We start from the raw sequence: 15499 nt of genomic DNA, 5'->3' as shown, positions 1-15499 counted from the left end.
CGTGCTTACATGGGAAACAGCGGCTATTATGGAGAAAAACAAATTATCCAGCGATAAGCCGTTTTTACTGCTGTTACAGGTGGAACACAAGAGCTTGCCGGAAGTCGTCCGACTGGCCCGCAATACAGAAGACGTGACCTGGAATGGACATACATGGACACGGTTCCCGATTAAATTTGAATCTGTTACGGCCGACGGCAAGACTATGCCGACATGCAAGATATCCGTATCGAGTTGCGGCGGCCTTCTGATGACATATGTAAAAAAATATGAGGGCCTTACAGATGCGGCCGTAACGATTTATACCGTCCACGCTGCTATGCTGGACCATACACAGCCGCTTTTGACGCTGGAATTCGTGAATCGCGGTACGAGTTATGACGAAAACTGGATTACATTTGAACTAGGATGCGCACCGGACGTATATAACCGGTTCCCGCCGGATAAATATATGATGAACTATTGTCCGTTTGTATTTAAATCTATTCAGTGCGGATATTCCGGTACGGCGGCGTGCTGTAATAATACACTCAAGGAATGCCGTATTCCGTCCCGGTTTGGCGGGGAACAGGGGATGACGGGAACCTATGTATAACTATCAGGAGCTGGTTGGGATTCCGTTTGTCGATGGCGGCAGAAATCCGGAAACAGGATTCGATTGCTGGGGACTGGCACGGTATATCTATCATATGCGTGGTATCGACCTGCCAGAATATCCTATCGACCCGCGTGATCATCAGGCTGTCCACGCTAATATTGTAACCGCATCAGCAGACTGGGACAGCGTGGAACATCCAGAAGAAGGCGACCTTGTACTATTACAGCTGTACGAAGGGGTAGCTAATCATGTCGGCATTTATATTGGCAATGGCGATTTTATCCACGCGTATGGCACGTCTGTCGTCATTGACAGGCTTAGACGGTGGCGGTCACGGGTCGTTGGATTCTATCGGCCCAAAGGAGCAGAAATATGTTTACACTCATCATAGTAACTAATCCATTTACAATCGAGAAAACAGTACAAAAAATTAACTATACCGGACGGCCATTATCATTTTACGTCCCGGACTTAGATGCATATGATGTGTATAAAAATGGCCGCCTGATTAGCGGCCCGGCATCGTGCTATCCGCAAGACGGGGAAGAATTCGTTGTAACGCCTCACATCGGCGGCCATGGATTCAAGAAATTTTTCGGCATGGCTTTGATGATAGGACTGATGATTGCCGCTCCGCACAATATTTTCGGGCTGTCGTCTATGTTTGCCCGGTCTCTGGTATCCGGAGCGGTAATGATTCTGGGTGGCAAGCTGATTAACAGCATGTTCCACCTGAGTCAGGTCCCGTCGTCCGAAATGAGCAGTTCGCAGTCGTATGGCTGGGACCTTCCAGGTGTTCAGACGCAGGAAGGAAACGTTATCGGTGAAACATACGGTGAGTGCATCCCGGCCCCGCAGCTTCTAATGTGTCACGTAGAAACGGCGGATGAAGACACCCAGTATCTTAATGTACTGTATTGTGGCGGTTATGGCCCAATAGATAGCATTTCTGATATCCGTATCGGCTATACTCCGATTGAGAATTTTTCCAACTGCCAGATAGAAACCCGGCTTGGTACAAACGACCAGACACCGATTTCTTTCTTCCCGGATACAGTAGCCGACCAAAGCATCGACCTGACATTAAAGGAAGGAAATCCTGTTACTAGAAGTACGGACAGCAATGAAGTCAATAAAATCGAGGTCGCTGTAACATTTCCCTCTGGCATCTATTACCAGAAAGACAACGGGAATTTCGGAGACCAGACGGCAAAATTTAATATTTCGTACCGCGTAACTGGTACGCAGACATGGACAACTCATGAATATTCGCTGACACGCAAAACGAACCAGTCTATCCGCAAAGTATATACGTTTGCCGGCCTTGCTTCGAATCGGTATGACGTCATGGTGACAGCTATAGAAACACCACTTACGAATCGTCGGTGCGCACTCATGCAATGGTCTACATTGTCATCTTATATCTATACCGGAGCATTTGTCCGGCCAAATAAAGTACTCGTTGCGATGCGCGTCAAAGCAACTAGTCAGCTGAATGGCAGTGTTCCGAACGTGACCTGGAAACAGACGCGGGCACATGTCTGGGTATATGACCCGTCGGCGAAAAAATACGTACAGAAAAACGCAAATAATCCTATCTGGGCGGCGTATGACATTCTGCATCATTGCCGGCAGTTGAAGAACATCAATACGGGAGCTATGGAATTCGTTGCAGACGGAACGCCGAAAGAACGATTTACACGGTATTGGGATGAATGGAAGGATGCGGCCGCTTATGCTGACGAACAGATAGCTACAAACGACGGAACGAAAGAAACACGCTTCCAGTTTGACGCGATATTCGATACGTCGCAGAAACGGCTGGAAGCGGCCAACAAAGCGGCGTCTGTTGGACATGGTGTCATTATTCAGCATGGAACACAATTAGGTATCGCCGTTGATAAACCGGGCGTCATGCGTCAGATTTTCGGCGAGGGACGCACGATTATGTCATCGTTTAACGGGTCTTTCTCGTCACTCGACGATCGGGCGCGTTCTGTTGAAATCACATATAATGATAAAGACAACGACTATAAGAATACTGAATTTTTTATCCGTTCGGCCCGCTACGCGCAAGACGTAGAATTACAGGATAATACCGCACAACTTACGTTGTTTGGCGTAGCCAGACGCTCTCAGGCTTATCGAGAAGGTATGTACCTTCTCGCAACGAACGAACGGCAATTAGAAACGGTTACGTTTTCCGCTGACATCAATGCCATCGTCTGCGAATATGGCGATATCATCGGCGTCAGCCATAGTGTGGCCCGTATCGGACTGGCATCGGGCCGTATCGTGGCCGTAAATGGAAACACGATTACTTTGGATAAGGAAATTATATTGACAGCTAATGAGGCGTACGGGATTAAAATACAGCTGTCGAAAAATGATCAGATCGTAACGCGGGATGTTAAAACAGTATCTGCCGACACAACAACGAAAACGATTACCATTACGGAGGCGTTCGATGCCGATTCAACGCCAGTACAGTATGACTGTTACGCCCTAGGCGTCGTTGATAAAATCGTACAGCCGTTCCGCATTACAAAGGTGGAACGAGACGGAGATGAAAAAGTATCGCTTACCTGTGTGCAATATGACGAAGCAATTTATGATGTGGATTATAGTCGGTATCCCGTTATTGATTACACGGCAGAAGACCCATTACGGGCACCGATTAACTTACAGCTCGTCGAACAGGCCCAGCAGAATTATGCAGGCGTAAAAACTTGTAACATCGTAGCAAGCTGGCAAATGCCGGGCAACAGCCGATACGATAGCTTCCATGTGTATTATTCGACGGACGGTATCAGCTGGGTATCATGTGGAAATACAACAGACATGCAGATGACCATTGGCAACGTAGACCCACTGCAGGGATACCGAGTACGCGTTTGTGCTGTTCTTGATGGCGTTGAATCGGCATACGTTATGGCATCTATTAGCCTGACCGGCAACATCCAGCCTGCTGTGGAGCCGGAAAATATTACAGCTTATACCCGGTTCCGAAAACTTCTGGATGGGACCGACCGCTATGACATCGAAGTGTCCTGGGGCCCGGATAATCTTCCGGCTCGGGTCTACTATAAGCCGAACCATATACAGGCAGACCAGCTGGTATTTAATGAAGAGGTATCGGCGGATGAACTGGGCTGGCTCGGACCGTGGACGTTTGCAGGTACCGGTGTAAATCAATTTAGCATTCCGCAGTGTGTACCAGGTGATACCTATCGTGTTGCTGTGTGTACAGCCAACGAGCTGGGCGAGTATACAACGCCCGATACTTCGCCGCACATTGACGTACTATGCGCGGCCCGAACAACAACGCCGAATACGCCTGGCAAGCTGGCTGTTACATTCGGTAAATCCACGGCAACACTGACATGGGATGCCGTCACGAATGCTGATATCGCTTTTTATGAAATCCGCACTGATACCGGGGCGGGGACGAAGACTAACGACTTCCTGCTCCGTACGAACAGCCTGATAGCAGACGTTAAGCTGACAAGCCGCACGGGCAAACTGTATGTATTCGCTTGTGGTACAGACGGGAAATACAGCGCGGCGGCAGAACTGCAGTACTATAAACCGGAACCAAAGAAACCTGATGCACCAACCGTTACAGATAAGCTGGGCGGTATGAGTATCGTTACCAGGGCCATTCCGGACGACTGTAACGGGATGTACGTAAAAATTAACGATACGATCCTGTTTACGGTAAATAATGCGCTAACCTATAGTTGCCCTGCCGGGGTCTATGATGTAAGCGTTGCGTATGCTGACCTGTTCGGCGCCGGCCCGTATTCTGACGAAACGACCTGTACGGTAAAAGTAAAGGTAGACCAATCTCTGCTTGATGCAGAATCCGTGTCCATTGATAACGTCAATAAAGCACTGAAAGAGGCTATTGACAAAGGTGTTGACGCACAGGACAAGGTCATTACGATTGCCGGTAACCTGGACGATGAAAACGGCTATAAAAAATATTCCGCACTGGTCCAGCTCCAAAATTCCATGGAGGCACGCGTCGAAGATACGGAAAAGCACCTCATAAGTAAAATCAACTTGTCGCCGGAAACCATTACGATAGACGGGAAACGGATACATGTAACAGGCGATACGACGTTTGATAATAATGTCATTACGAAAGGGATGATTCAAGCTGGGGCTGTTACGGCGGAGAAAATGTCCGTATCAGAATTGTCGGCCATAACGGAAAACGTCGGCACGCTGAAAGGCGGCGAAATTATCGGGACGACACTGCGCAACAACAGCAATACATTTTCCGTCGATGCAAACGGGAATATCGTCGGGGCGTCAATAAAAAGTGGAACCATTGACGGCTCGAATGTGCGGATTAACGGATATTCTGTTAAAGCCGTGGCGTTTGTCCGCGGCTCCATATCAGACGGCGGAACGATACCGCTCCCCAGCGGGTATAGTGAAAGCGAATGCATGTGGGGTGTGTGGGCCACGGACAGTCAAACAATAGGCTCATGCTCTGGCCGGACAGCAATTTTTTATAAAGAAAGCGAAAAGACTGGAAAAATATCAACGTTCGGGGTTGTCATGAACGGGGGTACTTTAACCTCGGTAACCGCAGACGGGAAATACACATATATGGATTTGTCGCGCGGTGGTTCTGGCAGTTATTGGTGCATGGGGGTGAAACAGTATTGATGTACTATTACGGATTTAAGCAGGACGGGGCTTGTGTATTTTCGGCTGATGCCCCAGTCGAACCAGAACCAGATATAACTATCATTACGTCTGATACCCGGTACGACATCCAGGACATTGTATTACGAAATGGAGTGATAGTAGAAAATGAATAACACGATACTGATAGGAGTCATCTTGTTTGCTGTCATCGCTGTATATGCATACCGAAAGAAATCAAAAAGCAACAAAACAACATCTACGAATCCTCATTTCGAGTGGGTAGAAGTGCCGGAAAAACGGGAACTGAAAACCATTCAGACGACGGAACGGCAGTTTAAATATAATCCGAAAACTGGCCAGAACGAGTGGGTCGATGCCCCCGTGACAAAAACAGAATGGGTCGTAACAGAACCAGCACACAAAGAATACGTTTACAAGGAGGACTGATAGCATGAAACGACAGGCATTCCAGCCCGGGGAAATCCGGGACGAAAACGACGCGATTATACGTGAAGGCGCGTATGGTAAAAAGTCGGCGTTTGCTACGGCTGACAATAAAGGTATCCTGGATTACATGATTAATAACTTTGACGCGCTGTTCGATATGATAAGCGGTGCTTGCGTGTATGTAGATGAACTGCCGACAAGCGGTGATACTGATAAACTATATGTCGTCAAATCAACGGGCAAAACATATCGGTGGGACGGAAAGCAGTTTATTCTTGTATCTGAAGCCGTTAATGGATTAAGTGCCTATGAAATTGCAAAACAAAACGGATTTACCGGAACAGAAAAAGAGTGGCTTGAATCCATTCGCGGTGAAAAAGGTGAGGGTATTACAGGTGCAACTGTAGATAGCGATGGATATTTGATACTGACTTTGGGTACCGACACGACTATAAAAACAGCATTAAAGCCACTTGTAGATGCAAAGCAGTATGCGGATAATGCGGCGGCTAGTGCGACTCAGGCAGGAGAAAGCGAAGCAAATGCAGCAACTAGTTTAAGTCAAGTAAAAGCATCAGCTTTGCAGGCTTCTGACAGTGCAACAGCGGCAGCCAACAGCGCAACAGCGGCGGCTAACAGTGCAAAGGAACAGCAAGCCGACTGGAACGTTACGGATACGACAAGCAAGGCATTTATCAAGAATAAGCCGACTAAATGGAACGTTCTTGATTTAACAAAGCCCTTATACAAAAATGATACGCTTGACTACACGACCCGCCCATTAATTGATACTGTGCGGGCTAACAAGCTGGCTTTTTTGCCTGCCGAGCAAATCATCATTGAACAAACTATAGACGGCGGGCAAACATGGACGGATGCTGGTTTCCAAGATGCTGAAAAAGAAAATTTGTTTAATAAAACAATATATTCTGATATGAATATTCCCAAGATTGACGGTAAAGAAAATGCTCAATGTGGGCTGAGAGTTACCATTACTGCAATGAAATACAACGTTCCGGATGGTACGGCGGAAACGGACAAATATAAGTATTGGGGGAAAGACTATATAAAATCTACAGAAAGATACTGCTCCCTTGAAGAATTATACATTTGGTGTACGGGTGCTTCAAATAAGATAAAAGTCAAGGTTGAAAGTGCAACCGGGAATAATCCAGACGCTTGGGTTACACAATTTTCTTCTGATTCTTTTGGATTAACGGGTGGGCCAGGGGGAAATTATATAAGACTGGGCGATGGAGTGCTGTTTGGCGGGTATTACAATCAGCCGTATCAATTCTGGAATTATCGTTTTACATTTATGACAACAAGTAGAGATTTAACAGACCAAATTACTGAACACCCAGAATCCACTCAATCCATCATAAATATTAATGGATATGGGAGTAGCATGTGGGTCGCTCCTAATCGGCTTGCGTTTAATGACCATTTATATTATTGGGACAATAAGCAGAACGCCACATTCCCTGCCAACATCAACGCAAAAGGGAAACTTCTGGAAAACGGACAGTCCATAACAGATAGCATCGCGAAACAGATTACCACCAATGCGTTGACCGCCACTGATGCCACATTTACCGGGATAACTTCTGTCCCCACGGCTAATCAGGGGAACTCGTCTAATACTATTGCTTCCACAGAATTTGTGGCTAAATCTATTTCAGCTCTGGTAAATGGCGCACCAGAACAGCTGAACACATTGAATGAACTGGCAACAGCTCTGGGCAATGATAGCAATTTCTCTGCTACCGTAACAGCAGAGCTTGGTAAGAAAGCAAATGCAGCAGAAGTAGAAAGTACATACGCTAAGAAAACTGACATCAGCAATACATATATTATTTCAGCTACAGAACCAAAATCTCCACAAAATGGATGTTTATGGTTCGACACAACAAATATGTTAATTAAATTACGTGCTAGTAACGCATGGAAAACATTTGGAGCAGTTTATTTGTCTTAAATTGGAGAGCATATGAATAATAGTAAATTTTTGAACCGTAACGTTAACACCATTTTTATTATGCTTGGAAACGAGTGCAATCTTAATTGCAAATACTGTTTGCAGCATCCATTAGTGGAACATCCTATATCTCACGAAATCAATCCTGATATTTATGACTTCATAGAAGAAGTTTGTAGTGAATTAAATGATGACAACACGCTCACATTGCAGTTCTTTGGCGGTGAGCCATTGTTGTTCTGGGATAATATAAAGAAAGTCGTTACTGAAACACAGAAGCGTAAACTGCCTGTCGAATACTCGTTGATGACGAACGGAAAACTCATTACACAGGAAATGGTGGACTTCTTCAACAAGTACGAGTTTTGGATGTGTGTTTCCTGGGATGGCTTCAATGTAAAACAAACCAGAGGGTTTGACGCATTTGCTCCCGGGTCTAAACAAAGAAAATTGCTATTACAAATAAATCATTTAGGTGTATCTGCTGTATTAAGTTCATATGCCTATCCGATTGACATTTGTGATGCATTTCAGATGATTGATAATGCGTATTTACCGATTCACAAACACCATCTGTACATGAACGTAGATGAAATCATGGATACAGGTGGCATACCGCAAGATTTAACTAATTTTGATTATGACAGGCTTTACAAAGAAGTCGCATTGCTTGCTAATGAATATCTGGAAGAACGTAAAAATGGTGATGTCCCTGCTGACAAATATGCAAGGAATGTATATATCCATGACCGTTATAATCGTTTGCGTTGGTTTTATACAAACAAAGAAACTCCGGGTGAATATACCAACGTTACATGCTGTTGTGGCAACGGATATACAACTTATAACTTGGGCTTAGATGGTACACTGTATCCATGCCACAACACATCTGAAAAATCAGGCTCTATATATGATTCATATATGGATTACCTAAACAACATCATTAAAACAGACACAACAAAAGAACGGATAGACGTATGTAAAGACTGCCCTGTCGTAGCCTTTTGCTGTGGCGGATGCAAGATGATATCAAAAGATGCACGAGAAAAAACATATTGTAAATTAAAGAAAACTGTCTTTATGCCGATTTTGGAAGCCGTTCAAGAAATGGGTAGAAAGCTGGTGGAAAACGATGGCTGTTAATGGCAAGATTACAAAAACTAGTTTTACGGACGCTGATAATCTAGCAAATGGCATAGAAACGAAAGTAAAATCAGTACATATCACAGAATTACGTACAGCCATCTCAGCATTAGAAGGATATGCAAAGAATGTAGATAATTGTGGGTATACAAATTGTTGCCAGAGCTGTCAGGATACATGCGCCTGTCAGTCCTGTCAAACATCTAAATGCCAGAGCTGTCAGAACACCTGCACATGTCAGTCAAAGTCATCTAAATGTCAATCATGCCAAAGTTGTCAACCGAGCCAATGCCCTAGTAGCAATTGTGGTGCGACGTGTTTACTTGCCGGGACATTAATTTTGATGTCTGATAAAACGTGGAAGCCAATTGAAACAATTACAGTCGGTGAATCTGTATATGGCATTGGCGGTATAAATAAAGTAATTGGTGTTCAAAAAACACATTTGGGCAATAGAAGGGCCTTGTGGACATTTAATGATAGAAGTATTTACTTCTCTGGGGAACATCTTTTCTGGGTAAAGAAAAAAGGCACTGAATTTTTTGGCGTCGTAGATATGACACAGCATATTCGTGAGAAGGATGTAGAGTTATGCCCACAATTTAAGGGGTTGACGATAAACAGAGATGTAATCTGTATCGACAGACCAGTACAGTTTGCAACAATTGATGGATGGAAATTGGACGAACCGATTATTGCCAGAGAATACGGAAGTTGTACACCGCTGTATGAGCTTGTATTGGCAGGAAGCCACACAATGATTGCCAATGGATATGTTACAGGCGGAAACGCACATGATGACGATTTTGATTACGATTCTGTGCATTGGAATGGCTTAAAGGGGTGATGTAATTGGCCTATACAGATACAACTATAAATAGCTCTACCACTATAAAAAGCAAACATGTATCAGAGCTTGCTACAGAGGTAAACACTATCATAACCAATGCCAAATTAACAAGCTCTATATCCGTTGGGACAATGAGCTACGACAAAATTAACACTACGAATGTATCCAATTTACAAAAAGCAATTAACGCATTAGAGGGAAGTTTTAGTAGCAATTGTTGTGAATCTAACAAATGCCAAACTTGCCAGTCAGATAAATGTCAAACATGCCAAGGTTGTCAAAATTCGTGTACATGCCAATCAGATAAATGTCAATCATGCCAATCTTGCCAAAATAGATGTTCTTGTCAGTCTTGTCAATCCGAATGTAAGACAAATAGTTGCAATTGTAGCAATGGTTGTTCGTCCTGTTTTATTTCCGGCACTAAAATTCTTATGGCAAACGGTACGTGGAAATCTATTGAAACGATTACAGCAGGTGAATATGTACAGGGCATTAATGGCATAAATCCCGTACTAGGTGTACAAAGAGCTGTGCTTGGCCCTAGTAGATGTATTTGGACATTCAACGATAAGAGTATTTACTTCTCTGGGGAACATCTATTTTGGGTACGCAAGAAGGGTAAAGAGTTCTTCGGTGTTGCAGACATGACGCAACACCTGTTAGAGAAGGATGTAGAGTTATGCCCACAATTTGAAGGGCTGACACTCAAACAGGACGTAATCTGCATTGACAGACCTGTGGAATACGCAGTTACAGATGGATGGAAAATCGATAGGCCGATTATTGCTCGTGAATATAATGACAATACCCAGTTATATGAACTGGTATTAGGGGGAACACATACAATGATTGCCAATGGATATGTTGTTGCCGGTAATGCACATGATGACGATGTAAATTACAGTACGATTCATTGGAATGGGGTGACAAGGAATGAATAAGATAATCGAAGCAATGCATACTATACAAGAGTATTGCACTAGCCCCAATTGTGAAAATTGTATGTTTTATAGACCGCCTGGATTTTTTGCAGATAAAACCTGCATGATAAGCAATCCATGTACTTGGACAATACCGGAGGAAAATCTTGATAAAGTGAGGTGACAATATAAAGCAAGATTCGATACCGGGCGGTCAAAATATAATGTTTTTTCAATGATAAGGAGAGATGACGTATGTTTGGAGAAAATGAAGAACACAAGGCAGTAGTCAATGAAAAGATTGAACAAAGAGAACGCAGAGATCATAGCAATTTTTCTGAAAATGCAGATTATGACGCTGTATATGTAGATCAGGCTCCTGAAACACCGGAACCTGATAAACAGCAAGGACAGTAACTTAATCAGGCCAGCCACTTCCCCGTGGCTGGCTTTTTAGGAGCAACTATATGAGTGAACGCGATTTTCAAATGGAAGTTCTCGAACGGATGGCACGGCTGGAAGCGCAACTGAATGAAGCCCTGGATTCCGTGCATAAGCTGCAGGAACAATTTCAGGCTACAAAAGAACTGGCAATCATTGCAGATCAGCGTGGTCGCTCTGCTCATCACCGTATCAATTCGATGTATGTCGTCGCCGGTATTATCGGCGGTATCATATCTTTTATTGTTGATTATTTTCGGCATTAGGAGGGATGCTATGAAAAAAATTGTCCAATTTGGTCAGTGGGGCCAGAAACACTGGCTGCAGCTGATCATCATCATGAGCATTGTGATGATGATTTTTTTATGTGCTGTCATGGTGAGCTGGCTGGTAGGGTACTGGGCTAATGCATTGTATGGTATGCGTTTTGAGCTGTCGAGTTGTTGGAGCGGCATCAGCGTCGTCGTAACAGGCATGGCTGGTATTGTTGCTTTAGCTGGTGCCTGCTGGACGAAATATCACACGGACAGTAAATTCAATTCCCCGTCCGGTATCCCACCAGTTGTGAACCGCATCATAGATAAAGGAGGAAATGTAAAATGAAGGTATTTATCAATCCTGGTCATGATTTAGTATATGATTCCGGAGCAGTCAATCCGAACAGCGGACTACGTGAGTGCGATGTGGCCGCTAAGGTAGGAAATGCAGTTAAGGAATATCTGGAAGCCGCCGGATGTGAATGCCAGCTCCTGCAATCGGATAATCTGTATTGGGACAGCCAGTACGCCGACCGGAATGTGTCCGTTGTTCAGTCGGCAAACGACTGGCCGGCAGACATATTTATCAGCATTCACTGCAACGCCGCAAATGGGCAGGTACGCGGAACAGAATGCGAAGTATATCAGGGCGGCGGGTCATCAGCATTTCTGGCAAAATGTATCCAGTCTCAAATCGTATCATCGCTCGGAACGAACGATCGCGGTATCAATGAACGACCGGGGCTTGTTGTCCTGAATTCAACGACTATGCCGGCTACGCTCATTGAGATGGAATTCATTGATAACGACGATGCGGCGGAGCTATTGATGGAACAATGGGATAATTTTTCCCGTGCTATCGCAAGGGGCGTGACAGATTATGAACAAGCCATGGGATTCTGAAATTTTTCGTGAACACTGGAAACTTTGTCTTTCTATTTTGCTTGCTATCGTGTTTTTCGCCATTGGCATGATAGTTTATATGCACCACGAAGAAAAACGCGTAGAATCGCCTAAAATCGTTAAATATGAGGATTCGACCAATCCGGAAGCCTTAAGTAAAACTATTCGTGTTGGTTCCGGGGCTTCCAGGGAAATTACACAGGAAATCGAGCGAATTCACGATGGCGATGTGCGGCCGGTCGTTACATATACCGTTGAAGCGCCGACCATAGAAGACGCAGCCATGGAAACGGCAAAGAATATCGAACAGAGAGATACCCGTCTGCCGAAACAGGCCGTTGAAAAAACAGACCGCACCGTCATTACACCAGACCCAAATAAGCAGACAGTCGATGTTTACAAGATTAATCTGCGGAACAACCATAAAATAAAAGTTGGTGTTCTTCAGGTCGATGGTAAAACATACGGTGGTGCAGGGTATCAGGCAGGACGATGGGAAGGAATGGTTTATACGAGAGACGGCAGGCAGATAGACGCCGGCAGTATTATGTATACAATTAAACAGTGGTAATAATAAACCCCTGGCCACGAGGGTGGCCGGGGGATATTTTTATACTTAAATCGTTGTTTTTTGTCCTATTATTTGTAGAGGCAGGAAATATTTTGTAGAATCATTAGATTTTACTACCTGTCGCGGCTATTTAGTAGGAGGATGATAATATGAATAAAAAGGTACAAGGATTATTAGACAATGCACGTTATTTCAGGGACAAAGGGGCTATGTATATTCACAAGGCAGAAATAAGTGATACCCATTCTTTACAGTTTGACCGCTATTTGCAACGGGCCGCTTCTGCACTCGACGCGTCTACTACTTATTACAAAACGGCGTATCATGTAGCTACTGATATATATGGAGAAAACGAAGCCATTGAAATACTTCTAGATGATATTGGCAATAATAGTAAATTGCTTAATTACCTGACAAATATCACAGAATAATAAAAAACGAGCATCGAGCGCATGCGTTGACAAAAATCCCGACACGCTGATAAATTCCAGTGTGACGGGATTTTTCTTTTCCGCTATTTTTTCCGCTATAGCCCATGTTTTTATGTATAATTGTTTATGTTTGTTTGTATTTATATAATATGGTAATTCCTTATTAAATGGCATAATACTGCATGTTGGTGGTAATTGTTTATAAGAGTATATGATTGTATATTTCATTACTTCCGATAACGTTAATTTATCGGAAGTAATGAAATATACATTTATATAGTCTCATATACCATCATATTAATCGGCGTAGCTATGCTAATTATTGCGTAATAACTGCAAAATATTTTTACATCTTTTCATATACCTTTATACACTAATTTACTATCTATGACGGAAGAAATGACGGAAGCAAATATTTTTTTTAGGACGTATTAGGGTAAATAAATTTATATAGCGCCCAATACCAGGCATTTGATTAGTTATGATGCTGGATATTGGGCGCTTTTTACTTATTTGTATTTTTCGTTGACATTGGATAACTCTTTTTGTATACTTAAAAGTGAAATAGCGGTTTTATTTTGACTAGAAGGGCCCTGCGCGTTATGTGAAAGGATTCTAGCTGAATGTTCCGCTATTTTTGTTTTTATAATATTTTCAATAGATTCTGCTTTCCCCGGAAATCCTGTTTTAAACCATGTGGTCCCTTTATCGTCAATTTCGATACCTGGGGTATAATTGATGTAGAAGAACTCCCCTCTGACGGAGAAATCGTACCGTCAGTAGTAGGTACGGAACGTACGAAAGCATCCGCATCGTGGGAGTTTTTTATTTTTTCATCCAAAAAATTAGTGACTAACCACGTCTTACGGCACCACGGTTTCCGCAATCCAGAAGCTCAACCCGACACTTATCAAAAACGTCAACCTCATCCTGACCGGCTGGAAGATCAGAGTGAAATAGAATACGGGGGCGTTAACATCTTTACTGATGATAGCGCACCCGACATTTAGTTTTGCTTATTTTTTCATTAAGCTCGCTCCGGCATTCCACGCCTTTCCGACCTGTTCTCCGGAAACATAATAGCCGTGCTGGAATTGGTCAAAAATCAGTGCCTGTAGCTTAGACGGATCAACTTTTCCGTTCTCAGATAACACTCTTTCCTCGGCAGCCGTATTGATGATCTTTCCAACGATACAGTAGAAGCTCTCGGTTTCGCTCACCTCTGCCAGTTCACATTCCATGACAACGGGGAATTCATCGATGATGGGTGCATTAACGAATTCGCTCTTTACTGCTGTATAACCGGTGCGTTCAAACTTATCGTTCATTTTATTGCCTGTAGCAATTCCAAAGAAGTCAGCAACATCCATGTGCTCCTTATCGGCAAGTGCTACAGTGAAAGCCTTTGTCTTCAGAAGATTTTGCGTGGTCTTGTGCTCCTCATCAATAAACAGAGCAATTCTGTCCTCATTGCAGATCATACCCCATGCTGCGTTCATGACGTTCACTTTTCCATTCTCGTCGTATGCCGCTACCATCAAAACCGGCATCGGATACACTGCCTGTACTACACCAAGATTTTTCTTCATTATGATTGTCCACCTTTCATGTTATTGAATTGAGTTACCAAGGGCATACGCCTCTTGAAGTTCTTTTTTGCCATCTGTGTCACCGGGCTGGGTTACATATCCACAGAGAATTTTTCCGAGGCTCCTCCATCCGATATGCTTTTCAAGATGATCATACCAGTACTCGCTTTCCTCAAATCCAGCGCCCTCTGCAGCCATAATCAGGACAGATTCCTTTTTAGGATTTCTGCAGTTTGGATCACTTTCAGCAATTGCGAACAGTCGATCAAATGCGTTCTTCAAAAATCCAGAAATAAACCAGTAGTATAACGGCGAAGCAAGAACCACCATATCCGCTTCCTTATATAGTGGATATATCTTCTCCATGTCATCTCTCTGTGAACACGGCTGCTCCGAATCTTTACCACCGCCCCAGCAGCCAATGCATCCGTTGATTTTCATTCTGGATAACTGAAACTCTGTAACTTTGTTCCCAGCTTCTTCTGCACCCTTCTTAAATTCAGCTGTGAGTGCAGATGTGTTTCCTTTTGGACGCGGGCTTCCGTTAAGGATAATTATATTTTTTGCCATAGCGCACCTCCTGCATCGTTCTTGACTTCTTCAGCAAGACAATGTATATTATACAAGTACATAAATTATTTTCAAGTACCTACATATAAGTAAGGTACTTACTTCGAGGTAAGCTATTATGAAAAACGACATAGCC

The 15499-nt window shown here is 43.6% G+C and carries 16 protein-coding genes; 14 read left to right on the top strand and 2 right to left on the bottom strand.

The window, feature by feature from the left end:
- Position 1 precedes the first annotated feature (1 nt).
- The 14 genes from B4H10_RS05950 (at position 2) to B4H10_RS05885 (ending at position 13204) form a co-directional block, all read left to right on the top strand.
- The gene (locus B4H10_RS05950) at positions 2-595 is read left to right on the top strand and encodes a hypothetical protein (protein ID WP_292018391.1); all 594 of its coding nucleotides are present in this window, start codon (positions 2-4) and stop codon (positions 593-595) included.
- The gene (locus B4H10_RS05945) at positions 588-989 is read left to right on the top strand and encodes a C40 family peptidase (RefSeq protein WP_292018390.1); all 402 of its coding nucleotides are present in this window, start codon (positions 588-590) and stop codon (positions 987-989) included. Before B4H10_RS05950 ends, B4H10_RS05945 begins: the two co-directional genes overlap by 8 nt.
- A 95-nt stretch (positions 990-1084) precedes the next feature.
- A complete protein-coding gene (gene gpJ, locus B4H10_RS05940; RefSeq protein WP_292018389.1) occupies positions 1085-5278 on the top strand; it encodes a TipJ family phage tail tip protein in 4194 nt (1397 codons plus the stop codon).
- Between the two features lie 147 nt (positions 5279-5425).
- Positions 5426-5707, top strand: a complete 282-nt coding sequence (locus B4H10_RS05935) for a hypothetical protein (RefSeq protein WP_292018388.1) — start codon at positions 5426-5428, stop codon at positions 5705-5707.
- 4 nt (positions 5708-5711) lie between these two features.
- The gene (locus B4H10_RS05930) at positions 5712-7685 is read left to right on the top strand and encodes a hypothetical protein (RefSeq protein ID WP_292018387.1); all 1974 of its coding nucleotides are present in this window, start codon (positions 5712-5714) and stop codon (positions 7683-7685) included.
- 12 nt (positions 7686-7697) lie between these two features.
- The gene (locus tag B4H10_RS05925; protein ID WP_292018386.1) at positions 7698-8828 is read left to right on the top strand and encodes a radical SAM/SPASM domain-containing protein; all 1131 of its coding nucleotides are present in this window, start codon (positions 7698-7700) and stop codon (positions 8826-8828) included.
- 343 nt (positions 8829-9171) lie between these two features.
- Positions 9172-9675, top strand: coding sequence for a hypothetical protein (locus B4H10_RS05920; RefSeq protein WP_292018385.1), 504 nt, complete (start codon positions 9172-9174; stop codon positions 9673-9675).
- Between the two features lie 437 nt (positions 9676-10112).
- Positions 10113-10622 (top strand): hypothetical protein, encoded by a 510-nt coding sequence (locus B4H10_RS05915; RefSeq protein ID WP_292018384.1) that lies wholly within the window; start codon positions 10113-10115, stop codon positions 10620-10622.
- 234 nt (positions 10623-10856) lie between these two features.
- Complete coding sequence (locus B4H10_RS05910; protein ID WP_292018383.1) at positions 10857-11018, top strand: hypothetical protein; 162 nt, start codon at positions 10857-10859, stop codon at positions 11016-11018.
- 50 nt (positions 11019-11068) lie between these two features.
- Positions 11069-11308, top strand: coding sequence for a hypothetical protein (locus tag B4H10_RS05905; RefSeq protein WP_292018382.1), 240 nt, complete (start codon positions 11069-11071; stop codon positions 11306-11308).
- A gap of 10 nt (positions 11309-11318) precedes the next feature.
- Positions 11319-11645 (top strand): hypothetical protein, encoded by a 327-nt coding sequence (locus tag B4H10_RS05900; protein WP_292018381.1) that lies wholly within the window; start codon positions 11319-11321, stop codon positions 11643-11645.
- Positions 11642-12202 carry an N-acetylmuramoyl-L-alanine amidase family protein gene (locus B4H10_RS05895; protein WP_292018380.1) on the top strand — a complete coding sequence of 187 codons (561 nt, stop codon included), beginning with the start codon at positions 11642-11644 and terminating at the stop codon, positions 12200-12202. The genes B4H10_RS05900 and B4H10_RS05895 overlap by 4 nt, the downstream gene beginning before the upstream one ends.
- The gene (locus tag B4H10_RS05890) at positions 12180-12773 is read left to right on the top strand and encodes a hypothetical protein (protein WP_292018379.1); all 594 of its coding nucleotides are present in this window, start codon (positions 12180-12182) and stop codon (positions 12771-12773) included. Before B4H10_RS05895 ends, B4H10_RS05890 begins: the two co-directional genes overlap by 23 nt.
- Before the next feature lie 149 nt (positions 12774-12922).
- A complete protein-coding gene (locus tag B4H10_RS05885) occupies positions 12923-13204 on the top strand; it encodes a hypothetical protein (RefSeq protein ID WP_292018378.1) in 282 nt (93 codons plus the stop codon).
- A gap of 1016 nt (positions 13205-14220) precedes the next feature.
- Here the strand turns inward: B4H10_RS05885 and B4H10_RS05880 are convergent.
- Positions 14221-14793: a flavin reductase family protein gene (locus B4H10_RS05880; protein WP_036378875.1), complete on the bottom strand. Its 573-nt coding sequence runs from the start codon at positions 14791-14793 to the stop codon at positions 14221-14223.
- A gap of 21 nt (positions 14794-14814) precedes the next feature.
- Positions 14815-15363 carry a flavodoxin family protein gene (locus tag B4H10_RS05875; protein ID WP_292018377.1) on the bottom strand — a complete coding sequence of 183 codons (549 nt, stop codon included), beginning with the start codon at positions 15361-15363 and terminating at the stop codon, positions 14815-14817.
- Positions 15364-15499 lie beyond the last annotated feature (136 nt).

The organism is Megasphaera sp. UBA4382, assembly GCF_002391155.1.
GTDB lineage: Bacteria > Bacillota > Negativicutes > Veillonellales > Megasphaeraceae > Megasphaera > Megasphaera hexanoica.
This window is presented reverse-complemented; position numbering and strand designations above follow the sequence as displayed.

Bases quoted from the DNA above. Each gene is read 5' to 3' on its own strand.
- B4H10_RS05920 (WP_292018385.1), top strand. From the start codon at position 9,172: ATGTCTGATAAAACGTGGAAGCCAATTGAAACAATTACAGTCGGTGAA.
- B4H10_RS05930 (WP_292018387.1), top strand. From the start codon at position 5,712: ATGAAACGACAGGCATTCCAGCCCGGGGAAATCCGGGACGAAAACGAC.
- B4H10_RS05880 (WP_036378875.1), bottom strand. From the start codon at position 14,793: ATGAAGAAAAATCTTGGTGTAGTACAGGCAGTGTATCCGATGCCGGTT.
- B4H10_RS05895 (WP_292018380.1), top strand. From the start codon at position 11,642: ATGAAGGTATTTATCAATCCTGGTCATGATTTAGTATATGATTCCGGA.
- B4H10_RS05885 (WP_292018378.1), top strand. From the start codon at position 12,923: ATGAATAAAAAGGTACAAGGATTATTAGACAATGCACGTTATTTCAGG.
- B4H10_RS05910 (WP_292018383.1), top strand. From the start codon at position 10,857: ATGTTTGGAGAAAATGAAGAACACAAGGCAGTAGTCAATGAAAAGATT.
- B4H10_RS05945 (WP_292018390.1), top strand. From the start codon at position 588: ATGTATAACTATCAGGAGCTGGTTGGGATTCCGTTTGTCGATGGCGGC.
- B4H10_RS05925 (WP_292018386.1), top strand. From the start codon at position 7,698: ATGAATAATAGTAAATTTTTGAACCGTAACGTTAACACCATTTTTATT.
- B4H10_RS05935 (WP_292018388.1), top strand. From the start codon at position 5,426: ATGAATAACACGATACTGATAGGAGTCATCTTGTTTGCTGTCATCGCT.
- B4H10_RS05875 (WP_292018377.1), bottom strand. From the start codon at position 15,363: ATGGCAAAAAATATAATTATCCTTAACGGAAGCCCGCGTCCAAAAGGA.
- B4H10_RS05890 (WP_292018379.1), top strand. From the start codon at position 12,180: ATGAACAAGCCATGGGATTCTGAAATTTTTCGTGAACACTGGAAACTT.
- B4H10_RS05900 (WP_292018381.1), top strand. From the start codon at position 11,319: ATGAAAAAAATTGTCCAATTTGGTCAGTGGGGCCAGAAACACTGGCTG.
- B4H10_RS05915 (WP_292018384.1), top strand. From the start codon at position 10,113: ATGGCAAACGGTACGTGGAAATCTATTGAAACGATTACAGCAGGTGAA.
- B4H10_RS05905 (WP_292018382.1), top strand. From the start codon at position 11,069: ATGAGTGAACGCGATTTTCAAATGGAAGTTCTCGAACGGATGGCACGG.